General features: G+C 60.0%; 16 protein-coding genes. 6 read left to right on the forward strand and 10 right to left on the reverse strand.

What is annotated here, in order from left to right:
• Positions 1 to 225: 225 nt before the first annotated feature.
• From CSQ99_RS31995 to rfbF, 3 genes are read right to left on the reverse strand one after another with little or no spacing between them, the layout of a single operon-like run.
• A complete protein-coding gene (locus CSQ99_RS31995) occupies positions 226 to 435 on the reverse strand; it encodes a hypothetical protein (protein ID WP_141562740.1) in 210 nt (69 codons plus the stop codon).
• 50 nt (positions 436 to 485) lie between these two features.
• Positions 486 to 1,742 carry a class I SAM-dependent methyltransferase gene (locus CSQ99_RS27880; RefSeq protein WP_245909129.1) on the reverse strand — a complete coding sequence of 419 codons (1,257 nt, stop codon included), beginning with the start codon at positions 1,740 to 1,742 and terminating at the stop codon, positions 486 to 488.
• Positions 1,721 to 2,770: a glucose-1-phosphate cytidylyltransferase gene (gene rfbF / locus CSQ99_RS27885; protein ID WP_342746744.1), complete on the reverse strand. Its 1,050-nt coding sequence runs from the start codon at positions 2,768 to 2,770 to the stop codon at positions 1,721 to 1,723. The genes CSQ99_RS27880 and rfbF overlap by 22 nt, the downstream gene beginning before the upstream one ends.
• Positions 2,771 to 3,190: 420 nt before the next feature.
• Between rfbF and CSQ99_RS27890 the strand changes: the two genes are divergently transcribed.
• Positions 3,191 to 4,219: an NAD-dependent epimerase/dehydratase family protein gene (locus tag CSQ99_RS27890; RefSeq protein ID WP_099042237.1), complete on the forward strand. Its 1,029-nt coding sequence runs from the start codon at positions 3,191 to 3,193 to the stop codon at positions 4,217 to 4,219.
• On the opposite strand, the gene rfbC is transcribed toward CSQ99_RS27890, so the two are convergent.
• Positions 4,206 to 4,757 carry a dTDP-4-dehydrorhamnose 3,5-epimerase gene (rfbC, locus tag CSQ99_RS27895; RefSeq protein ID WP_099042238.1) on the reverse strand — a complete coding sequence of 184 codons (552 nt, stop codon included), beginning with the start codon at positions 4,755 to 4,757 and terminating at the stop codon, positions 4,206 to 4,208. The two genes, CSQ99_RS27890 and rfbC, sit on opposite strands and share 14 nt — an antisense overlap.
• 14 nt (positions 4,758 to 4,771) lie before the next feature.
• On the opposite strand from rfbC, the gene CSQ99_RS27900 reads away from it, so the two are divergent.
• Positions 4,772 to 5,845, forward strand: a complete 1,074-nt coding sequence (locus CSQ99_RS27900) for a methyltransferase domain-containing protein (RefSeq protein ID WP_099042239.1) — start codon at positions 4,772 to 4,774, stop codon at positions 5,843 to 5,845.
• A gap of 28 nt (positions 5,846 to 5,873) precedes the next feature.
• On the opposite strand, the gene CSQ99_RS27905 is transcribed toward CSQ99_RS27900, so the two are convergent.
• The 5 genes from CSQ99_RS27905 to CSQ99_RS27925 form a co-directional block, all read right to left on the reverse strand.
• Positions 5,874 to 7,220 carry a glutamate-1-semialdehyde 2,1-aminomutase gene (locus CSQ99_RS27905; RefSeq protein WP_099042240.1) on the reverse strand — a complete coding sequence of 449 codons (1,347 nt, stop codon included), beginning with the start codon at positions 7,218 to 7,220 and terminating at the stop codon, positions 5,874 to 5,876.
• 97 nt (positions 7,221 to 7,317) lie between these two features.
• Entirely contained in the window at positions 7,318 to 8,118 is an 801-nt protein-coding gene (locus CSQ99_RS27910) for a polysaccharide lyase family 20 protein (protein ID WP_176561253.1), read from the reverse strand.
• A gap of 224 nt (positions 8,119 to 8,342) precedes the next feature.
• Positions 8,343 to 9,182 carry a class I SAM-dependent methyltransferase gene (locus CSQ99_RS27915; RefSeq protein ID WP_218014624.1) on the reverse strand — a complete coding sequence of 280 codons (840 nt, stop codon included), beginning with the start codon at positions 9,180 to 9,182 and terminating at the stop codon, positions 8,343 to 8,345.
• 273 nt (positions 9,183 to 9,455) lie between these two features.
• Positions 9,456 to 10,676: a glycosyltransferase family 4 protein gene (locus CSQ99_RS27920; protein WP_099042243.1), complete on the reverse strand. Its 1,221-nt coding sequence runs from the start codon at positions 10,674 to 10,676 to the stop codon at positions 9,456 to 9,458.
• On the reverse strand, positions 10,673 to 12,955 hold the full coding sequence (locus tag CSQ99_RS27925) for a glycosyltransferase (RefSeq protein ID WP_245909130.1): 2,283 nt from the start codon (positions 12,953 to 12,955) through the stop codon (positions 10,673 to 10,675). Before CSQ99_RS27925 ends, CSQ99_RS27920 begins: the two co-directional genes overlap by 4 nt.
• Positions 12,956 to 13,585: 630 nt before the next feature.
• Between CSQ99_RS27925 and asnB the strand changes: the two genes are divergently transcribed.
• The 4 genes from asnB (at position 13,586) to CSQ99_RS27945 (ending at position 19,973) form a co-directional block, all read left to right on the forward strand.
• Positions 13,586 to 15,472: an asparagine synthase (glutamine-hydrolyzing) gene (gene asnB / locus CSQ99_RS27930; RefSeq protein ID WP_245909131.1), complete on the forward strand. Its 1,887-nt coding sequence runs from the start codon at positions 13,586 to 13,588 to the stop codon at positions 15,470 to 15,472.
• Positions 15,473 to 16,034: 562 nt separating this feature from the next.
• Positions 16,035 to 17,441, forward strand: coding sequence for a tyrosine-protein kinase family protein (locus CSQ99_RS27935; RefSeq protein ID WP_099042245.1), 1,407 nt, complete (start codon positions 16,035 to 16,037; stop codon positions 17,439 to 17,441).
• Positions 17,442 to 17,497: 56 nt separating this feature from the next.
• Positions 17,498 to 18,880, forward strand: a complete 1,383-nt coding sequence (locus CSQ99_RS27940; RefSeq protein WP_099042246.1) for an O-antigen ligase family protein — start codon at positions 17,498 to 17,500, stop codon at positions 18,878 to 18,880.
• Positions 18,873 to 19,973: a glycosyltransferase family 4 protein gene (locus tag CSQ99_RS27945; protein ID WP_099042247.1), complete on the forward strand. Its 1,101-nt coding sequence runs from the start codon at positions 18,873 to 18,875 to the stop codon at positions 19,971 to 19,973. The genes CSQ99_RS27940 and CSQ99_RS27945 overlap by 8 nt, the downstream gene beginning before the upstream one ends.
• A 26-nt stretch (positions 19,974 to 19,999) precedes the next feature.
• Here CSQ99_RS27945 and CSQ99_RS27950 read toward each other — a convergent pair whose 3' ends face one another.
• Positions 20,000 to 21,586, reverse strand: coding sequence for a hypothetical protein (locus CSQ99_RS27950; protein ID WP_141562741.1), 1,587 nt, complete (start codon positions 21,584 to 21,586; stop codon positions 20,000 to 20,002).
• Positions 21,587 to 21,595: the final 9 nt, after the last annotated feature.

Here is a 21,595-nt window from a genome sequence, read left to right on the forward strand (position 1 = left end):
CACCCCCGGACACCGCGCTCTTCCTCTTACTCTTCCGCTTCTTCTCCGGCACACACCCAGCCAACCAGACACCCCAATCACAGGCCGACAGCAGCTGACCGTTCTACACCCTCAATCATGAAGAGCCTGAAAACGGGGCACTAACCAAATGTCCTAAGTCAGGTGGCATCCTGTCGTTGTCACCTGGAATGCGACCACGCAGACCCTGAGCTACACCTTCGATAATCAGCCCATCGGAACGCCGCTGACCAGCAACATCGCTACCCAATTCCTCGGCGGCTCGAACTTCGCCTCTTTCGGCTTCGGCGCGGGCACCGGCGGATTGAGCAACACCCAAAGCGTTCGCAACATCAGCGTCACCGCCACCTTCGAAGGCCAGGCGGGCTGACCACTTAAAGCGACCCCAACCTGATAGGTCACGGTGATCGCACGCACGGAATAACGCCGATCTGCGCCTAACGAGGTTCAGGCCTTGAGTCTCGCTGCTACGGCAAAACCGTAGTGGTTGGTATAGGTACGACGAATTGACCGCCCCAGTCGCGAATGTAAGCCATTTCTTGTTTGATTTCGTCAGCTAGATTCCACGGGAGAATCAGCACATAGTCTGGCTTTGTTTCCCGTATGAAATCAGGGTCGTGAATCTGTAAGTGCGTACCAGGTAGATATCGGCCCTGTTTATAAGGACTGCGATCAACGGTGTAATCAAGCAGATCATTGCGGATTCCGCAGTAATTCAACAGAGTATTGCCCTTGGCGGGCGCGCCATAGCCGACTGCTGTGAGACCGCGCCTACGAGTTTCGATCAAGAATTCGAGCAGACCGTGCTTCACTTGTTCCACCCGCGTGGAATAACTCAGATATCCATCTATGGTGTCAAGGGATAGTGCGCGCTCCTCGTCCAAGACACGCCCGACCGCCGACGTGACCGTGTGTGTTGAAGAATTCTCGTGACACGCGTAAATGCGGAGCGATCCTCCGTGGGTAGGAAGCTCTTCGACGTCGAAAATGCGCAAGCCATGCATGCGAAACACTGAGCTGGCAGTCAGCAGTGAAAAATATGAAAAATGTTCATGGTAAATGGTGTCGAACTGGTTGCACTCAATTAGCTGAAGTAGATGCGGGAATTCCATGGTGATATAACCATTGCGTGCCAGGACTATGCGCATCCCTGCGACGAAATCGTTCAGATCGGGCACGTGTGCCAACACGTTGTTACCAATCAAGAGGTCAGCTTCGATACCTTCGTCTTTTAGCTGCTGCGCGGTATCGACGCCGAAAAACTTTGAGCGGGTCGGAATCCCTTTATCCACAGCGACCGCGGCAATGTTTGCGGCTGGCTCGATGCCAAGGACGGGAATCCCCGCTTCTACAAAGTATTGCAGCAGGTAACCGTCGTTGCTGGCAATTTCGATCACTTGGCTATTCTCATTGAAGTCGAAACGTTCGATGGCCCCCGAAACGTATTCACGGGCATGATCCAGCCACGATTGGGAAAATGAAGAGAAGTACAAATAGTCTTCAAATATATCTTCGCGGCTTTCGAATTCGGCGAGCTGTACAAGATGGCACTGTGAACACACGTATGCGTGTAGTGGGTAGAATGTCTCGCCTTGATTCAGCTGCTCAGCGGTCAAGAATGAATTCGCCATCGGCGACATACCAAGGTCGCAGAAAGTTTGTTTCAGCTCATCCCCGCAGAACCTGCATGATGCCGCCAACATCAATCCTTCCAAATCTTCCACGGCGCTCGACCGTCTTCCCACTGTTCGTTCAGAACAATCTTGTCCCACAACGTATCCATGCCGTACCAGAACCCGTGGTGCTGATAGGCCGCCAGTTTTCCATCCGCAGACAAACGTTCCACGGGTGCGTTTTCGAATACAGTCGTGTCGTCTTCGATATAGTCAAAAACGGTCGGCTCGGCCACGAAGAATCCGCCATTGATCCAACCGCCGTCGTCTGGCGGCTTCTCCCGAAACGTCGCCTGATGACCTTCGATTGCAAGTCGGCCCCAACGTGATGGCGGAAGTACAGCCGTCGTAGTCGCGATGGCGCCGGTTCCGCGATGAAAATCAATAACATTCCGCACGTCCAAGTCTGTGACGCCATCACCATAGGTAAAGCAGAAGGTCTCGTCGCCGATATGGTCTCTGGCCCGCAACAGCCGGCCGCCTGTCATGGTGTCAACACCAGTGTCAAGCAAGGTGATGGTCCACGGTTCGGTATTTGACTGAAGCGTCTTGATGGACTGAGTTCCGAGATCAACGACAAGATCAGACGAGTGTAGATAATAATTTATGAAGTACTCTTTGATCATGTAACCCTTGTAACCCAGCAGAATGATGAAATCGGTTACACCGGCAGCCTCGTAGATCTTCATGATGTGCCAGAGGATCGGACGGCCGCCAATTTCGACCATGGGTTTGGGTCGGGTCTGCGACTCCTCGCTGATTCGAGTTCCGCGCCCGCCCGCCAGTATCAGTGCCTGCACTGCGCCTCCTTGCTTGAGCCAGGTCGCCACCCGATGACAGATGACTGACAGAATCCGGTTACCTGCCGGACCCGACGATGCCGGGCTGTGATCGACTCGCTGGTCAAGACCACCCGCAACGGCGGGCGAGAATGCCGCGTTCCCCGACTGACCTTTGCTCCGCCGGGTGAACACGCCGCCGCTGGAGCGCAGTCCCGCCTGGACGCTGGCGCGAACGATAGTTTGCTCGAACCAGCGAGTGTCGAGCCACTTGACATGTCCGATGCCCCCCGCAACCAACTCCCCAATCGCTCTCTTGGTGTGAGATTCAGCAGACCAGCTAGCAGAGTGGCTGGTACAGCCTGGGCTATTATGGCTTGTGGTACGGGGAATCGCAAGCTTCCCGCGGGTGGGACCGGCCGGCGCGAGACGGACCGACTTGGCGCCACTACCGTCGGCCGCAATTTGCCAGTAAGCCAGTGAACATCGAAGTTGGTGGGAGACTTACAATCAGCTGAGTTGTAGCTACGCAACTCGATTGCTGCTGAAATCCGAGCGGCCTGATGCGCTATGCCAGTGGCCCGGTCGTCCCTGGACTTGACCCGGTTTCTCAGGCAGGATCTGCGACTCGCGCCTCGGCGAACTCCTTCAGCAAGCTGAGGCCGTGAAGCCGCGTGGACCGGGCAGACATCAGCGACCTGATGCGGAAGAGTGTGGGGTATGCGAGTACTAGTTACAGGTCATCAGGGTTATTTGGGTACGGTCATGGTGCCGGCGTTAGTGGCGGCTGGGCATGAGGTGACCGGCTTGGATTCGGGTCTTTTCGCCGATTGTGTGCTCGGACCATTGCCCGACGATCCGCCCGGCTTTCGGGTCGACCTGCGAGATGTCACAAGCGCGCAGCTGTCCGGATTTGACGCTGTCATCCACCTTGGTGCGCTGTCCAACGATCCACTGGGCGCTTTGGCGCCCCAGATCACCTACGACATCAACCACCATGCCTCGGTCCGTTTGGCGGCTCTGGCGAAAGAGGCTGGTGTGAAACGATTCCTGTATGCATCGACGTGTTCGGTCTATGGTGCGTCGGATCAGGAGTTGGTCACCGAGAGCGCTCCGCTGCAGCCGCTCACACCTTATGCGGCGAGCAAGGTCGCCGTCGAATACGAGGTTGCAGCGATGGCAGACCATTCGTTTTCGCCGGTGTTCCTGCGTAATGCGACGGCCTTTGGATTCTCGCCGCGCCTACGCGCCGACATAGTCCTGAACAATTTGGTCGGTTACGCGGTGCTCACGGGCGACGTCAAGGTGCTATCGGACGGAACGCCTTGGCGTCCGCTCGTACACGCCCAGGATATCGCCGCTGCATTCGTAGCCACCCTGGACGCTCCCGTCGATGCCGTGCACTGCGCCGCATTCAATGTGGGTAGTGAAAAAAACAACCTGACAGTCGCACAGATCGCGCAAGCTGTGGTCGAGGCGGTTCCAGGCTCCAGACTTCTGATCACGGGTGAGACTGGAGCAGATCCGCGTTCCTACCGCGTGGATTTCTCCGCTTTTCGAAATGCTGTTGGCTTCGAGGCCGAATGGTCGGTTGCCGACGGTGCTGCCGAGCTGTACAAGGAATATTCGGCCGCAGGGCTCTCGAGTACCGATTTCTTCACCACTTTCACCCGCTTATCGCATCTTGAGAAGCTGCGCGAGTCGGGTGCCATTGATGCGTCGTTGCGACGGATCGCTACAGATGACTGATGAGATCTGCCCAGCTGCCCGCGCCGGCGTCGCGGGCGGAGATCGCGGATACGGGCAGCGGCCATGGGACAGCGAGATCGGGGTCGTTGTACACAACACCCAGGTCTTCGGCGGGGTCGTGGGGCCGGTCGATGCGGTAACACACATCTGCGGTTGTGCTGAGCGCCTGAAACCCGTGGAGGAATCCCGGCGGAATGTAGAGGTGCCGATAGTCGACGTCGTCGAGGACGAATGTTTGCACTCCTCCCCAGGTGGAAGATTGCCTTCGGATATCGATCAGGACGTCGAAGATCGCGCCGTTGGCGCAACGCACCAGCTTGGCTTCGCCAGCCCCAGAACGCCCGTGGAGACCGCGAATGACGCCCTGCGACGAACGCGATTGCGAATCCTGTACGAACGACGCCGACAGGCCCGGCCGACCGAGATGGTTTTCGAAGATTTCCGCGTCGAATGTCCTGGTGAACAGGCCGCGTTCGTCGCGGAAAGGCGTCGGGCTGAGGAGCAGAACTCCGTCGAGTTCAGTTTCGTCGATACGCACGAGTTAATGCTGACATGACGAGCTGCCGTGGGTGCGGGGAGACCTCGCTGTTTCGAGTTATGGACCTTGGAAAGGTCCCGGCCGCCAAACACTTCCCGCCGGTAAGTGCGCCGGTCAACACAGACGAAATGCATGAATTGGCAATGGATTTGTGTGAGGTTTGCGGCTTGGTGCAACTTGCGGACGATGACACCATCGCCGATGAACCGCGAGGGCTGGAGCCGCAGGCTCTGATCGACCAAGCGCAGGATGCGATCAACCGGGTCGCTGCGGCGGGGTGGCTGAGGGGCAATTCAGTCCTGGAGTTTGGTAGCCCGCATGGTGGGACTTGGATCCAGCTCCTCACGGAGCGAGGGTTTACACCGACAACGTCGACTGCTGACGTTGTTCTCGACTCATTCGGTATCATGCATGAGCCTGACCAACAGAGTGCGTTTCAGCACCGTGCTCGAGTCACAGGCCCCGACGGGGTGCTCCTGCTGCAATACCATTCGATCGCCAGCATCGTACGGGGCGGACAATGGAATTCGTTGCGGCACGGCCACTTTGCCTATTACTCGCTCACCGCCTTGAATTACCTGCTTCGCGCCGCGGGGATGCACATTGCCACTGCGTGGGAGTTCGATCTGTACGGTGGAACGAATCTTGTTGCGGCAGTGCATGCCGATGTTGAACCTGATGAGACTGTCAGGCGCATCCTGGCTGCAGAAGCGGCACTGGGGGTGACCGATCCAGCCGTGATAAGCGGTCTCCAGAGTAATGCGGCCGAGCACGTCGACTCTTTGTTGAGTTGGCTGAGAGCCGAAAAGGCAGCCGGTCGAACGGTATTTGGATACGGTGCGGCCTCGCGTGCGGTCGCCGTCTTCAAGATGGCGGGGATAGACAAGAATCTCGTCACTGCGGTTGCAGATGCGTCGCCCGTGAAGCAAGGCATGCGAATGCCGGGCACCGACGTCCCCATCGTGTCTCCGGAGGAACTGTTGGCCGCAGACCCGGACCGTGTTCTGCTTACGCTGCCCGATCTATTGCCCGAGGTCAGCTCTCGCTATCCCGCACTGCAAGGTCGCTGGAAGGTAGACGGTCTTTGATGGCCGTAAAAGCGCGTCGGCGATCAGGTCAGGCCACCACTTGGCGTGGTGCGGAGAACTGCCGAATCGCCGGTGCTACTGGGCGTCCGTCCAGTAGACCTTGTACCGAACCTTGCTCCACAGCGCGTCGGTACTGAGGCAGCGCATCGCGCACCGCGTCAACGGTCTGTTCGATGTCGGTATCGGAGTGAGCTGCGGATACGACAAAAGACTGGCCGAGCACGCCGCGCAAAAGCATCTCTTGCAGGAAAAGCGTGCGGTACGCCTGCGATGGCAGTTGCGCCGCGTCTTTGGTGGCAAAGGTCAAGCAGGACGGCTTACCGGACAGCTGAAGGTAGTCAGCGAGCCCGGCAGTCTGGACTACTGACTGGACGCCATCGATCAACAGTCGGCCCGCCCTTTCCATCTGACGGACGGGCTGATCGTCCTTGTAGGCGCGTACTACGGCGCGAAAGGCGGCGAGCGAGGACGTCTCGGGACCATGCGTGGTCGAGAGCAGGAAGACCCGCTCCCGGTCGGTCCGCAGCCCCCCAAGCTCCATGAACTCGCGCTTGCCTGCCAACGCGGATACGGGAAAACCGTTGCCCATTGCCTTTCCCCAGCACGACAGGTCCGGTGTCACACCGTAGACGGCCTGTGCGCCGTGCGCCGACCACCGAAAGCCCGTGATCATCTCATCGAAGACCATGAGCGACCCGTGCTTATCGCACAGGTTCCGAACGCCGGCGAGAAAACCAGGATCGGGTTCTGCAGCTGAAGTCGCCGCCTCGAGGAAAACGCAAGCAATGTCGTCGTTGGCCAGTACCGCCGCAAGCGAATCCAGGTCGTTGTACCGAAATCGGACTGTATCCTTCTGACTTCGCGTTGGGATGCCACCCCGCATCTCGGTCACTCCGATGAACCAGTCGTCAGTCGAGAAGAACGGCTGGTCGCACGCGGCGACCTTGGAACGGCCCGTAGCAGCTCGGGCCAGTCGGACAGCCGCGGTGGTGACGTCGGAGCCATTCTTGGCGAATTTGACCATATCGGCGCCCGGCACCAGATGAAGAAAATCCTCCGCCGCGGCGAGTTCGAGTTCTGTTGGCCGACTGAAGTTCACGCCTCCGGCGATTGCGGCACTTACGGCGTCGACTACTGGTTGGTACCCGTGCCCCAGCGTTACGGATCTCAAGCCCATGCCGTACTCGACGAATTCGTTGCCGTCGACGTCCCAAACTCGGCACCCGTGACCGTGTGTCAGTACCGGTGCCATGTGCTCCGGATACTGGTCGGCGCCACGGGAGTAGGTATGAGCACCTCCAGGCACGAGGTCATGCAGTCTCTGCTGCAGTCTGTTCGAGTGCTCAAACGTTCGATCTGCGAGTGTCGCTGGCATTTATCGTCTCCGGATAGTTCGCTGCGGTATGGGGCCGAATCTACCTCGACGAGCGTGACTCCGCTTTGCTGGCGCCGGTCGGCGGAGCACTGTCGACTTAGAGGGGAATCAGGCTGTCTTCCGTGGTAGCGATGGAAAATCCATCGTGATGCACCACGCCGGTCGCTGTGATGGCAGAGTCGCGATAGTAGCCCTGCTTGAAGTACACGCCCCCCCCGTCAGGTATGAGCGTTCGTACCTGGCACCGGACCTGGCCAGCGCATGGCATTGCGGCGAACTGCTGTTGAACGCCGTTGAGCCATAGTTCGATGAACCCGACGTCGGCGTGTGCAGACCATTTGACATGCATTTTAATGTCATTCCACACGCCTCCGACCACGGGCGCTGACCACGGAACGTACACCGGACCCATCCTGCCGGGCGCATCATAGGTGGTGAGAAGCAGACCCCATCGGCCATCGGCAACGTTGGTCGGACCGGCCGAAAAAGATACCGGTGGCGAGCCGCCGATCACGTCGGCGTGCCACTGAGAAACCACGCTCCAACCTTGACTCGCGGGAAACGTCTCGCCGAACATCGTGCTCCATTGGTACCAGCGTTCGTCGCCTTCATGCGCTTCGCCGGCTTGCTCAGTACTGACTTCGGCGCGGTCACCACAGCAGATGGTCGCCGGTCGATCGCCTTGGCGAACCTCGAATCGCGCGGCGAACTTGCCCTGACGGACGGTGTTGGTCTCGACCGCCATGCTGTAGCTGTTGGGTAGGTCGTTACACGCCGCAGTGACAACCAGAACATTTTGGCAGTTGGGCCATTGGTCGAAATTTCCCGTCTCAAAGTCGCCGATGAAGCTGGCTTGCGTGACGAGACGAGGGCTGGCGGGTGGCGGAGCGGTGCTCACCGATGGCGGCACCACCGACGAGCAGGCGATCTGCGGGACTACCAAAGCCAGAGCGAGCACACGCGCGCACGAAGCCCAACTCATTTGCAATCTCCTCACGAACTCTGCGCGCTAGTGCCGATCAAACGCTCGGCACCGTCGGTGTGCGCGCAGCCATTCGGAACACGGGCTAATCGTAGGTACGGGCGACGGTGCCCGCATGCCGGACGTCTGTCTGGACTGGACTACTTGACGCCAACCAGGTAGATACCCAGCAGCCAGCGGAACGGAACCCGTCGGGCCAGCGCGCTGCGTATACGGATCGGTAGCAGATCGAGGGTGTGTTCCGTCAATGCGGGCATCCAGCCAGGCACTTTAAAGAAGTGCCCGAGCACGCGCACGTAGGGGACGCTGCGGCGGAAGCCCACTGATTTGAACAGTCGACGGAGTTCGGCGGTGGTGTACTCCTTGAGGTGGAAGCCGCACGCCTCGTAATCGAAGAACTGCGAAACATCGTGAGGGCCATTGAGCCGATTGGGAGTTACGCAGACGTAGCGACCGCCCGGCGCGATCGCACGATGCAGATTCTGTAGCTGCTCGAGGGCGTCATCCGGGTGCAGATGCTCCATGAGCTGGTTGCTGTAGGCCACGTCGACACTGTCGGGCGGAACGGGGATGCTGCAGCCATCGGAGAGCACCAACTCGCCATTCGTCGGCATCGTGGTGTTCTTGACAACCTCGGCAGAGACGTCCACTGCGTAGACCTTGCGCACACGACTTGCGACTTCGCCGGCGAACGCACAATCGCCCGCTCCGATTTCCAGATAGGTGACCGAGTCATCAAGGAACCGATGCAGGAACTTCATCTGCTGTTCGACTATCTCGTTCGTGTCTTCGGACGAGCACTTTCGCGTGAGCTGAGGATGAGTCGGCACGCGTTGAAACAGCTCGTCGTAGACCTGCGCGTACAGCGTCGGCCGGTCCTGCTTCGAGGCGTTGCGCAGAATAGCCGCGAGTTCCCGTTCGACCTCGTAGTGCTGGGTCACCTGTTGGGGGGTGCGTGCATCGTCTGGTGGCTTCAGCATCTGCATTGTTTGCTCTCGTGTCTTCTGTTAGAGGCTCGCGTTGGCATATTCGCAGGGCGTTGAATCTACTGCGTCGCGCCGAGCGAACGAACACTCAGTTTACCGCACTCGTACGTTGCTGGACGAGCCATCACAGCGGGCATCTGCGCGACTGATGAACGTTTGCTCTGACCGGGCGGTGGTGAGTTCGCGAGCCCCTACTCGCCGTCGGATGACTAGCCGGGCCGATGACCCTAGCGTCTCGGAGTCGGTGCGCGCACCAGCCCTCGGATTTCACAGGATTGGCCTGCGATCGCGTCCCAACCTCGCGAAGACGCCGGCGTAGAAATCTAGCAGGTGCTCTCGCGATGTGTCCCAGGACAATTCGCGTTCGACGCGATCGCGGCCGTAGCCTCCCATCTCGATGCGGCGGTCAGGATCGTCCAGCAGCTCATTGATCGCCGCCGCGAACGCGGCCTCGTCGTTGGCAGGAACGTAAGCCGCTGCAGCGCCGGCGGAAACGCGCGCTTCGACCAGCTCGAAAGACACCAACGGCCTTGCCATGGCCATGTATTCGACAACTTTGTTCATCGTCGAGACGTCGTTGAGCGGGTTCTTCGGGTCGGGTGAAAGGCAGATATCCGCAGTCGAGAGGCAGCGCTCCACGAACTCGTCAGGTACCCGGCCTGGGAACTCGACGATGTCTGATATGCCGAGGTCTACGCTCAGGGCCACCATGTCGTTGAACGCGTCGCCACCTCCCATGAAAATGAAGTGCGTGTCTGTGCGTCCGATCGCGTTGTGTAGGTGCGCAATCGCGCGCAGCGCGTAGTCAACGCCGTCCTGGGGCCCCATCACTCCGAGATAGGCGCCCAAATACTGTTTGCCGCGCCGAAGATCGGGATCGGGCTGTCTTTGAACGAACCTGGACAGATCTGGGGCGCTTCTCACGACCGACACCCGATCGGGTGGCATCTTCCCGCGTTCGATAGCCACGCGTCGATAGCTCTCGTTGGTGGAGATCACGGCATCGGCGCACATGTAGGTGAGGCGTTCGAGAATCCTGGTCAGCCGGTACAGCACCTTGCCGCCAGTGGAAAAGCGGGACTGGAACAGTTCGGGTACCAAGTCGTGTTGGTCGAACACCGAACGGGTCCCGCCAACAACTCGCAACATGACCGCAATGATGAAAAACAGGTCCGGTGGGTTGCAGGCGTGGACGACATCGATTCGCCCTTCTCGTCGCAGCCGTATCGCCAGCCGGGCTGTGTGCCACAGGGCCACCGAGTATTCGCGGAGGTAACCGCTTGGTCCACCCTCTGCGGCGCGCAGCCGATAGCGAAGTATACGAACGCCGTCGATCGTCGTCTCGCGCTCCGTGTCCTGCGTTATTCCCTGCGGACAAATCACGGTCACCTGGTAGCCCGCACCAACTAGGGCGCAGCCCTCCTGCCACACCCGTCGGTCGAACGGCACCGACAAGTTCTCGACGAGGATGAGAATGTGCCCTTTCATCCTTTTCGGGCCAAAACATCCGTCAGCAGTTCTTCGTACCTGCGCGCAGTGTTTTCGATGCGAAATTCCGTTTCGACACGTGTGCGCCCGCTCTTGCCGAGTTGGGTACGCAGCGCCTCGTCGTCTGCAAGAACTCGGAGCCGGTCGGCGAAATTCGCGACGTCGCCCACCGGCACCACGAAGCCTTGCTCACCGTCTCGCACAATGTCACGAACCGAGCCGCAATCTGTCGCGATGACCGGAATTCCGGCCGCCATCGCTTCGATCAACGTGATCGGGACCCCCTCATGGACCGACGAAAGACAAGCAACGTCCAGACCGGGCAACAGATCTTCGACATCGCGTCGTACCCCTAGGAATTTGGTCCGTGACCCGATACCCAGGTGCTGCGCCAGCTGCCGCAATTCGCCGTCGCGGTCGCCGCCGCCGATCACCACGAGACAGATCTGGGGCACGTCGCCGGCGGTAGCTGCGATCGCCTCGAACAAGACTTCGTGGGCTTTTTGCGCACTTAATCGTGCGACGACTCCCACGACGAACTCTGAATCGGCTACGCCGAGCAACGCTCGCGCGCGCTGTCTGTCAGCGGCGGTAGGGGGAGCGGACAACTGAATTCCATTGGGGATGACCACCTCCTGCGTTGTCGCACGCAATCGCTGGCCGACCCCCTCCTCTCGGCGCAGATAGTCGCCTTGGCCGCGCGAGAGCAGCACCAGCGCATCGGAGAGCGCGAGGGTGCTCACCGCCCAGCGAGGCAACACACGCTTGCCGATCGACGTGAGGTCCATATCGTGTGCAGCAACTACGCTGGCTGGAACTCCTGCCAACCGGGCTGCAATGCGACCGAGGGCCAAGGACGCCCGCTGATGATGTGTCACGAGCACCGCGTCGGTCCCGGCAGCGCGGAAGGAACGGACAAGCCGAGGTACGGTGCGTAGGTCGAATCTTCCGGAGCGCTCGAGGATTTCGACGTCGAAGCTGGCGTTTCGGAAATCGTCGGCCAGCGGGCCTGGTGCCCGTAAGCACACCAGGCGCGGCTCGACGACGTCGGTATCGAAGTGTTTGAACAGATTGAGAAGGAGAATCTCGGCACCGCCGACGGAGGCGACGTCGAGCACGGCGCTCAGCCGTACCGGTCGGTCACGTTTAACGTCGTTGCCCACCATTGTCTGAATGGCAATTTCGGTTGCCGAGACGCTCGCTCGGAGACTGAAGGAACTTTCCACCCGAGCCCGCGCCGCGCGGCCCATGCGCCGCGCGAGGTCAGGATCGGACAGAATCTCCACCAGCCGATCGGCAAGCGCCTCGGGATCGCGGGGAGGTACAAGAAATCCCGTCGCTGGTTCCTCGATCATCTCCGGAACTCCACCGACCGCCGTGCAGACGGCGGGCCGGCCCGCGGCCATTGCCTCGAGCAGGGAAATCGGAAAGCACTCTACCGTGCGCGAACTCAACACGAACACATCGACCGACCTGAGAAGGTCTGGGACATCCGAGCGTGATCCCGTGAGTACGACCCGGTCGGTGAGCTCGAGTTCGCTTATCAGGCTTTCGATCTCGGGCCGCATCGGTCCGTCACCCACAACCAGGAACTTTGCGTTGGGAATGCGGTCCGCGACCAGACGTGCGGCCCGGAGAAAGGTTTGATGATCCTTCTCTGGCCGAAACATAGCGAATATTCCAATAACCTTGTCGGACTTGCTGATACCGAGATCAGCCACCGCGTGGCGGTCGTCAGTCCACTCGAATGCAGCGGGATCGACGCCATTGTGGATGACACGGATCTTGTCCCTCGGATACTTCAGATCACTGACCATGTAGTCGACTTGCGCCTGCACCAGCCCGAAGTACGCGCTCGTGAAACGATCCAACACGCGATCTGAGATTCGGCGAAGCGACGTGCGTGGTTCGGCCATCCCGTAGTTGTGCACCCACACGATGTTGTACGGCACACGCGTGAGACGGGCCGCGACACGGCCGAGTAACTCGGCGTTGAAACCCCGGGTGATGACTACGTCGGGAGCAAAGGCGCGCATCTCGCGCATGAGATCGCCTAGTGCGCGCAACGCTTGCCGTTTGTTGCGGTGCAGTGCGACGGCCCGGACGTGGGATCCTACGATGTCGGCGAAGAGTTCGCCCTCTTCGCCGATGCACACCACTGCGGCTTCGAATTTCGAGCTATCGAGATTGGGCATCAGTTGGGTGACGTGGCGTTCCGCACCGCCGACCCTCAGGTCCGGCACGACGTGCATGACCCGGATGCGCCTCGAACGAGTCACTGGCACTCCCCCCATGCGATCACGTGCCTCAGTGCGGGTGCCGGACATGACGCCGTCTGACGTTGACCGACTCCGCACTTTAACTTCCGGCATCACTGCCCCGTCTTATCCGGTGAACGTGAACATATTACCTTCAGCATCCGAATGCAGAATACAGCACGTTTGCCACTGGCCAGTGTAGCCTGCTACAGCAGGTAGCTGTTCCTGACGTTGGCAAAATAGCTGATGAAATCGGCACAACTTCGCCCGCGCCCGGAGACGCGCCGCGGGCGTCGTGATCGACGGAGTGGCGCACCACGGGTCGCCTCAGGTTTGCACGCGGCATCCGAAATCCTCCATCAAGGCTTTCGACCACGCTCGATGCAGTAACTGCGGTGCATCGGCCGCTCGGTACAGTGCCCGATGAAGCATGGGCGATATTGGGCGCGGGAGCTCGCCAAGCCGGATATGTTGAGGCGATGCAGTTTCACCGGCGCGGTGGCGATCGTTGCCTGCCAGTCGCGAGGGTGTTGCAGCGTCCGCAAACTTCTAGTTCGGTGCCAAGAGGGCGCAGCGCTAACGTCGGTCGTTAGCTAGCGATTGCAGTGCGGTACCGTCAGGAATGGGTGCAGGTCGACGCCAGCCTCGGCAATGGCTGAAAGGGAGTCGCTGAACTATGCAACCGGAACCGCCATGTGTGGAATAGCCGGCGTTCGGCACCTCGACGGCACTGCGGTGAGTGTCGACCTGCTGCGGGGTATGGCGGGCCAGCTGATTCACCGTGGGCCCGACGACAGCGGGGTGTGGGCGGAGGAGTCCGTCGGATTCGCTCACACCCGTTTGTCGATCATCGACATCGCTGCTTCACGTCAACCGATGGTCGGCGCGGGCGGACGTGCCCACCTCGTGTTCAACGGCGAGATCCTGAACTACCGCGAATTGCGTCGGGGATTGTCCTATCCGTTCAAGACGGATGGCGATACTGAAGTGCTGCTGGCCCTACACGACAAATACGGACCCGATGGGGTCAAACTGCTGCGAGGTCAATTCGCGTATGCGGTGCATGACACCGCGACAGGAAGTATTCACCTCTTTAGGGACCGTCTGGGCATTCTGCCCTTGTATTACTACGCCGACAGCAGAGTTTTCGCGTTCGCTTCGGAAATCAAAGCACTGCTCCCGGTGATCGATTCCACGCGCATCGACGAGGACAGTCTGCACGATTATCTTGCCCACCGGTCAGTGCCCGCTCCCCACACGCTCATCAAGGGCGTGCGAAAAGTGCCACAGGGCCACCACCTGGTCGTCGAACTCGACGGAACGGTGAAGTTGACCCGCTACTGGGAGTTTCCGAAGGCCACCGACGTCCGCACTGTCCGTCCAGCCGAAGCTGTCCAACTCGTTGGCGAAGCGCTGACCGCTTCGGTGCGCGAGGCCTTGGTTGCCGACGTACCAGTCGGCACTTACTTGTCCGGAGGGGTGGACAGCAGTCTGGTCAGCGCACTTGCCTCCCGGGAGCGTGGCGGTGACGGCCTGCACACTTTCTCAGCGGGGTTCGGCGATGCTCGACTGGACGAGACGTCTTATGCGCGTCGGGTCGCGGATATCATTGGAAGCAACCATCACGAGGTGCTTGTCACGGCCGACGATTTCCAGCGCAGCTGGTCCAAGTTGACGTGGCACAGGGACGCGCCGTTGTCGGAACCTGCTGATGTCGCGGTTTTTCGGCTCGCGCAACTCGCACGCGAAGAAGTCAAAGTCGTGCTGTCCGGGGAGGGCAGCGATGAATTGTTCGGCGGGTATCCGAAATATCGGTTCGCTGAGTTGACACGGTGGGCAATTCCGTCGGGAATTCCCCTGCGCCTACTGGAACGGTCGTTGGCTTCCAGGGGGGCGCGGATGCGTGTGGCGATGCGCGCCCTTTCCGAGAGCACCCATGCCGAGCGAATGCGAGGCTGGTTCGCGCCTTTCACGGCCTTGGAACGCTTGGCGATTCTGGGTCGCTCGCCCGTGCGCTGCTCTCTTCCTCCGTATCTCGAGGGCGAAGGCGATGCGCTGAGTCGAATGCTCTACGCGGACGCCCACACCTGGTTGGCGGACAACCTGCTTGAACGCGGCGATCGAATGTCGATGGCAGCCTCGCTGGAATTACGGCCGCCGTTCCTCGATCACCGACTGGTGGAACTCGCCTTCGCACTGCCGAGCAATGTCAAAGTCCGCGGATTTAAGACGAAATGGGTTGTCAAACAAGTTGCGCGTCAACATTTGCCGTCGGCAATCGTCGACCGCCCGAAGGTCGGATTCAAGGTGCCGCTCGACGACTGGTTCAGAGCAGGCCTGCGCGATATGGCCTTTGATCTGCTGACCGGACCATCGTCATTTGTAGGTACCAACTTCAACGCGGCTGTGGTGAAGGACCTTCTGGCGGCGCACTCCTCCGGAGAACGAGATGAGCAGTCGCGCATCTGGACGTTGCTATCGCTGGAGGTATGGCATCGCGAACTCGTCAAACAACTCAACCAGCGGCTCGAGATCTGATCGCCGCGCGCAAAGGCGCGTGATGGTCAGGCACAGGAATCGCACCTACCAAAGGCGCTCATTGCATAACACTGAACACATCACCAGCGGTTGGCGCCGGGGTCTCGGTGCCGCAGTCGAATTCACCAAGAATGTCGGTATCTGCTTCGAGGTTTGCCGCTTCGAAGATAGAGTTTGCCCAGAAGGCCACCGCGCGTTTCCGCCGCGGCTCCGAGACTGCTCGCCGACGGTTCACGAAGAGGTGCAAGCTCGTGATTGACAGTGACCAGCACCGTCGTTTTGAATGCGTCAATGCCGGGTCATATCGTGTCTGTAAGGTAGCTGCTTATGCCGGATGATTTTGCCGGACTCGGCCTGACCAGGGGCGTCGGGAAGGGCGTTGGTAGTCTCTGGTGGAGTGACGGGTTTGGGTCGGAGTCCGTGTCTCGAGTGTGGCGCGGGGCATTAGGTAAGCAATTGATTGCGGCGTTTGGCCAACGAATCCAGGTTGGGTGTGGGGTGTGAAGTGAATCTGACGTCGCGATATCGCTGGGAACAAATCCGTCGACGGTGGTGGGTCGTAATGGCCGTGACGCTGCTAGCCGTGCTGGCAGCATCATTGCTCGCGATGCGAACCCCGACGACATACGTGGGGAAGTCGACACTGATCTTGTCGGGACGAACGCCCGATCAGGATTCAGTGCTCGTCATCGGGTATCTCACGCTTTTCAACGACCCCGCGACGCTGTCGCGGCTGAAAACCGCGACCGACATTCCTGAAGCTGTGACCGTGGGAGCACTGACCGCCGGTGCCAGCCCGATTCTCACCATCGAGGCGACGGCCGACAACCCAGAATTGGCACAGGACGCTGCGCAGAAGATGGCCCAGGCTTTCAGTGAGGACATCAACGCAGTCCCGCAGGCGGGTCGAGAAAAACGCCTCGACGATCTACGGAATCAGCTCAATGCTGTCAGTCCCACTGCGCCGGATGGATCGACGAATCCGTACTACACTTCTCTCCTCACCGAGATCAATGAGGTTCGGTCTGAATCGCGTAATGAATTATTAGGCCTCCAGCCACGCGCCGGGGTGAGTGAAAACGTCCCGAGCAAAATGTTCGATGTCATGTCGGGTGCGGTGGGCGGACTGCTGCTTGGTGTGCTCGTGGCGCTGGGGCTGGGCGCATTGTCGACACGAGTGAACGGTCCTGGTGACCTCCGGTACCGAACGGAAGTCGAACCACTCGTCGAGGTTCCCGCCACCGGCAACGAAAAACGCGACAAAATTCGTGGCGAACGGCTGCGCACTCTTTCCAACATGGTCAGCCTAGAACTGAGCGGAGCGCCGGAACCCAGCACTGTTGCGTTGGCCGACATCGGTGGCCGCGAGGCCTGGGCAATCGCTGAAGCGCTTGCCCAACTGTCGGCGCAACGAGACTTTAGGCCTGCCCTCGTCTACCTCGACGGCGAAGCCCCGCGCCGGGGCAAGGCGACCGGCTCTAACGACGATCTCACCGAACTCGGCCTGATTCGCGAGAGTCCGACCGATGGCGGCGTCGACATTTTCCGGATTTTGTCCGTAGGGACGCTGGCCAGCGGTCGCCCTTCACCGGTCAACCGCCAAAGAGTGGCCGCGATTCTTGCGCAACTCCGCAACGTGGCCGACACCATCGTCATAGTGACGCCACCGATAGCCGACTCCAGTCAGGCGTCAATCCTGTGCGCCGCCGCGGATGTGACGATTCTTGTGGTCTCCCGAGGATCCGCCAAGACCAGTGACGTCGAGTCGGTTGCTAAGGCCCTGCGGAAGTCGCCGACGCGGCTCTTGGGAGCAGTATTGATCGACCAGTCCGCCAACGACCGCCGAGGATCACGCTTCGCACGTAGCCAAGTGTTTGACGTATCGGTTGGCTCCGTCCCCGCAGACGTCAACCCGCGTCGGCGCGGCCAACTTTCAGACACAGACCGCGCAGCGGAAGTACGCGCGTAAGTCGCCGGGGGCACCTTGTGGCCGGTGTTTTAGACGATCATGCCTGAGCAGCGTCAATGACCGAATCCAGTGCGCGCGCCCGCACACCACAAGCGGCGGCGACGGCGCCCGCCATCGCCGCGCTTGTGATGGTGCTTTGGACCTTTCTCGATCTGGGCCTGGCGCCAATACTTCCCGACAACTTGTTTCTGGTGCTGTTCGCCGGGATGATCCTCGTGACTGCAGTGTGGCTCGATCGAACGCCGAATCGGTTGCACGGAATCGGACCGGTTGGGTGGGTGTTCGCGCTGTACTTGCTGTGGAACCTTTATTCGATGCTGGCCCCGCACGAATACCCCGCGAGTGATCCGCTGACCGGGGATGTTTTCTCGGTACCCCGGTTTCTCATGACCGGCGTCATTCTCCCGTTCGTCATGTTGGTCGTCGGCCGCTATACGTTCGAACGGCCATCGGCCGTACGTCTCCTGCTGTGGATGATAGTGCTGATGGCAGGCTATTCGGCCGCGGTGAGCATCATGCAGTTCACCGGGCCGACCGCTTGGGTCTGGCCGCGGTTCATCGTGGACGGGTCGTTGGTGCCGGGGGTCGACACATGGGCCGACCGCGCTATCGGCGTTTTCAACCAGCCGGTCGTGAACGGAATGACGATGTTGATCGGCTTTGCTGTCGCCATGTTGTTGATCAGCACGCGCAGTGAGCCTGTGGTGCTGCGATTCTTGGCTCTAGCGATAGCGATCGCCTCAGGGATCGGCGTGTACTTCACCCACACGAGGGCAGTCTGGCTCAGTGGCGCGGTCATGTTGCTGGCTGGGGCACTGTTGGCGAAAGGTTTCCGCAAGGGATTCGTCATCTCCTTGGGTGTGGTTGCGGCCGTGGTGGCGGCGAACTGGTCGAATTTCACCAGCAGTGACCGGAACGCGGGTGGTGTGGGCTCGACGAGCGAGGTGAACGATCGGCTGAACATCATCCAAACTGCGCTGTGGGCTGTCGAGCAAAACCCTCTGACTGGCTGGGGAATTCAACGATTCCAGGCGATCAACACCTATCACCATCAGCAGTGGTCCAAAGAAATACCGTGGGGCAATGGGTTTGGAATTGTTTCTCATACCAACGAGATGGGGGTACTGGCGGAGTTGGGCTTAATCGGCTTCGCCCTTTGGGTTTCGGTGTTGCTGCTGGCCGCATACCGGCTGTGGGTCGCTCACCGGGCGTTGCCGGACGGCGACCTATGCGGCAAGCCGCTCGTCATCACCGCGAGCATTGCGTTCGTGGTTCTGTTTTGCTCTGGGCTGACAGTGGACCTACGGCTGTTCGATTTCCCGACTGCCATCGTGTTCCTTCTTGTGGGGACCGCGATCGGGTGGGGCGATCGTGCCAGGTTGAACCAGGCGGCACCCGACGATGTCGGTTCCGGGTCGTTGTCTCGTGCGCATGTCTGAGCGCAGCGCACTGTGGGTTTCGACCAGCACCCAAACCCGAGGCGGTATCGCAACCTACGTTCGGGAACTGCAGCAGACAGACGTATGGTCGGATTGGCGCATCAGGCACATAACGACGCACGTTGATGGGCCGAAAAGTGTAAAGCTCGCCGCATTCGTACGCGGGGCGGTGCAATTCATCGTCGAACTGATCAAATCGCGACCCGCGGTGATCCACTTGCATTCCAGCGCTGACGCGAGTTTCCTGCGGAAGTCGATACTCTTTTGGATCAGTAGGCCGTTCAATGTGCCCGTGATTCTCCATATGCATGGATCTGATTTCCAGGATTATTACGAGCGGTCGCCGCGGCCGATTCAGGAACTGATCCGTCGTACGCTTTCCCGAGCCAGCGCCGTCGTGGCGCTTGGTGAGGTGTGGGCGGACCGTCTGAGAGCTATTGCACCTTCGGCACGGATTACCGTGATCCCCAACGCCGTTCGACCCGCCCCTCGTGTATCGCAGCCTGCGCCGGGTGAACCTGTGCACGTCGTGTTTCTCGGTCGTATCGGCGATCGGAAGGGCGCCTTCCGCCTAGTCGACGCGTGGGCGCAAGTGAGTGCCGATGGGACGCAAGTGGGCGGGTCCGAGAAAGTCAACACCGCTATTCTGACGATCGCGGGCGACGGCGAGGTGGAGAAGGCGCGGCGGCGCATCCGTGATCTCGGACTCGGCGACACCGTGGAATTGCATGAGTGGCTGTCACAGCAGGCTGTTTGCGAATTGCTCGATCGTGCTCAGGTGCTGGTTCTGCCGTCTCGTAGCGAGGGGCAACCAATGGCGGTGTTGGAGGCGATGGCGCGGGGATTGTGCATCGTCTCAAGTGATGTCGGGGGCCTCGCCGAGATGATCGGCGGCGGACATGGTGTGATCGTGCCGCCCGACGACGTCGAGGCGATCGCGGCCGCCTTACTCCTCGTCATCCGCAACGACGACTTCCGTGTCCGGTGCGGAGCGGCCGCGTACGCGCGTTGCGAAGACCAGTTCGACGTCCGCACGGTCTCGCGCCAAATAGACTGCCTCTATCGCCAGATCACGGGCAGCGCAACCCCGTAAGTTCAGACGCAGGGCGCTGGAGGATTTCACGGGTTCGGCAGTACGACCCGTGCTTCGCCGGCCTGCTGTGCGGGTAGGACCAGCAGCGTTTCACCGGGGGGCATCGAATCGCCCCCGAACCCGACCACCAGGTGCTTGCCGGCTGGGACTATGGCCGGGCCATGATCCCCCATCCCACGCTCGTATGTGAATAGGTCTTTTTGGTTGGTCGGGGGCCGGAAAGTGCGGTCGATCGTATCGGAAGCATCGGTAGGGTTGCTGGCGTCCCGCACAAAAATTAGAGGGTAATCCGCGTATTGCGAAGAAAGGTGCCATTGCACTATTTCCTCCATCTGGAAAGTCTTCTCCCGCTCGGCAATGAGCGGTTGTGCGATGCGCGATACGACCGGTACCTCGATCCCTGATCGTAGGAGGATGAGCAGAACGGCAGCGGCCGCGATCGCAACTGCAGCCCCAATTCGTGTGGAAGCACCCAGGCGTTGCTCCATGCTTGTCCAGCCGTAGGGAAGAATCGCTGCACACACCATCAGGACGAACACGACGTAGGTCGGCGATCCCGTCGCGGTCGGGGCCGGGAAGATGGCGGTACAGGTGAGCACCAAAGCCATCCACCACTGCTTCAGCAACAATACTTTCAGTAGACACATCGCAATCCAAAGGAAAAGAACCGGAATTCCGAAGTAGATGAAAATCACGCCGACTAGTGCCGTGGCGATTGCCGTTATCCCCTTGAGCTTTGCAATCTCCGGAAGGCTAAACGCGGTGGCGACGGCGAGTAGGAGGGCCGCGGCGGACACAATGAGATTGATCTCAACCATCTGGTAGGACACGATGAGTCCGTCATACATTTCAGGTATGCCCCGGACTCCCGTGCGCCGTTCGGAGAGCACCAAACCTATGAAGAGGGCGAGCGCTGCGGTGACGCACGCCGCGACAATCGCTTTCAGGCCGGCGAGCTTGCCTCTGTGCCCGAACGCCATGCCGGCAAGTCCGATCGCATAAACGGCCAATGCATAGGGATGGAAGAACGCTGCTACCAGTGCGCACAGCGACAGCGCTATCACCCGGCTTCTGGTGAAATCGCGATCGACCCAGAACAGCATTGCGATCAAAAGTAGAAGCGGGCTGTAGAAGACGCCGTGGAGATGAAACAGATAAATGTAGCCGGTGAATAGTGCGCCACCGACGATAAGGGCGCACAAGGCGAAGGTCCTTCGTTCACGAGCCGCGATGAACAACACCACCCAGGCCGCCACGGCGCCAAGATAATTGAAAACCTCCACGGGAAAAATCGTGTTTCCAATTCTGTAGCCGCCCCAAGCGACGGCTTGTCCGAGTGGACGGTAGTTCGCCACCGGATACACAATTTGGGTCAGAGCGTCGCCGAGCCCCATCGTTCTCAGTTGCGCAACAATCGCGAACGACTCGTTGTGATTGGCGTATGGGAAGCCGAGAAAGAACCAGAAAGACAGCCCGAGCACGGCCAGCGCCGAATAGAGAACTGTGTCGGCGGTCGTCATCCGGCGTCGCTCGCCGACGGCGATCGATTTGCCAGAGTCCATCTGGCGCGGAATCTCAGCATCCGCCGATCCGCGTGGTGGTGTCAACGCCATGGGTCTTCG

This window comes from Mycobacterium neglectum (assembly GCF_002591975.1).
GTDB lineage: Bacteria > Actinomycetota > Actinomycetes > Mycobacteriales > Mycobacteriaceae > Mycobacterium > Mycobacterium neglectum.

What these genes read in the sequence shown, in the direction of transcription:
- CSQ99_RS27890 (WP_099042237.1), top strand. Translation starts at nt 3,191, where the DNA reads ATGCGAGTACTAGTTACAGGTCATCAGGGTTATTTGGGTACGGTCATG.
- CSQ99_RS27900 (WP_099042239.1), top strand. Translation starts at nt 4,772, where the DNA reads ATGACGAGCTGCCGTGGGTGCGGGGAGACCTCGCTGTTTCGAGTTATG.
- CSQ99_RS27905 (WP_099042240.1), bottom strand. Translation starts at nt 7,220, where the DNA reads ATGCCAGCGACACTCGCAGATCGAACGTTTGAGCACTCGAACAGACTG.
- CSQ99_RS27915 (WP_218014624.1), bottom strand. Translation starts at nt 9,182, where the DNA reads ATGCTGAAGCCACCAGACGATGCACGCACCCCCCAACAGGTGACCCAG.
- CSQ99_RS27920 (WP_099042243.1), bottom strand. Translation starts at nt 10,676, where the DNA reads ATGAAAGGGCACATTCTCATCCTCGTCGAGAACTTGTCGGTGCCGTTC.
- asnB (WP_245909131.1), top strand. Translation starts at nt 13,586, where the DNA reads ATGGCTGAAAGGGAGTCGCTGAACTATGCAACCGGAACCGCCATGTGT.
- CSQ99_RS27935 (WP_099042245.1), top strand. Translation starts at nt 16,035, where the DNA reads ATGGCCGTGACGCTGCTAGCCGTGCTGGCAGCATCATTGCTCGCGATG.
- CSQ99_RS27940 (WP_099042246.1), top strand. Translation starts at nt 17,498, where the DNA reads ATGACCGAATCCAGTGCGCGCGCCCGCACACCACAAGCGGCGGCGACG.
- CSQ99_RS27945 (WP_099042247.1), top strand. Translation starts at nt 18,873, where the DNA reads ATGTCTGAGCGCAGCGCACTGTGGGTTTCGACCAGCACCCAAACCCGA.
- CSQ99_RS27950 (WP_141562741.1), bottom strand. Translation starts at nt 21,586, where the DNA reads ATGGCGTTGACACCACCACGCGGATCGGCGGATGCTGAGATTCCGCGC.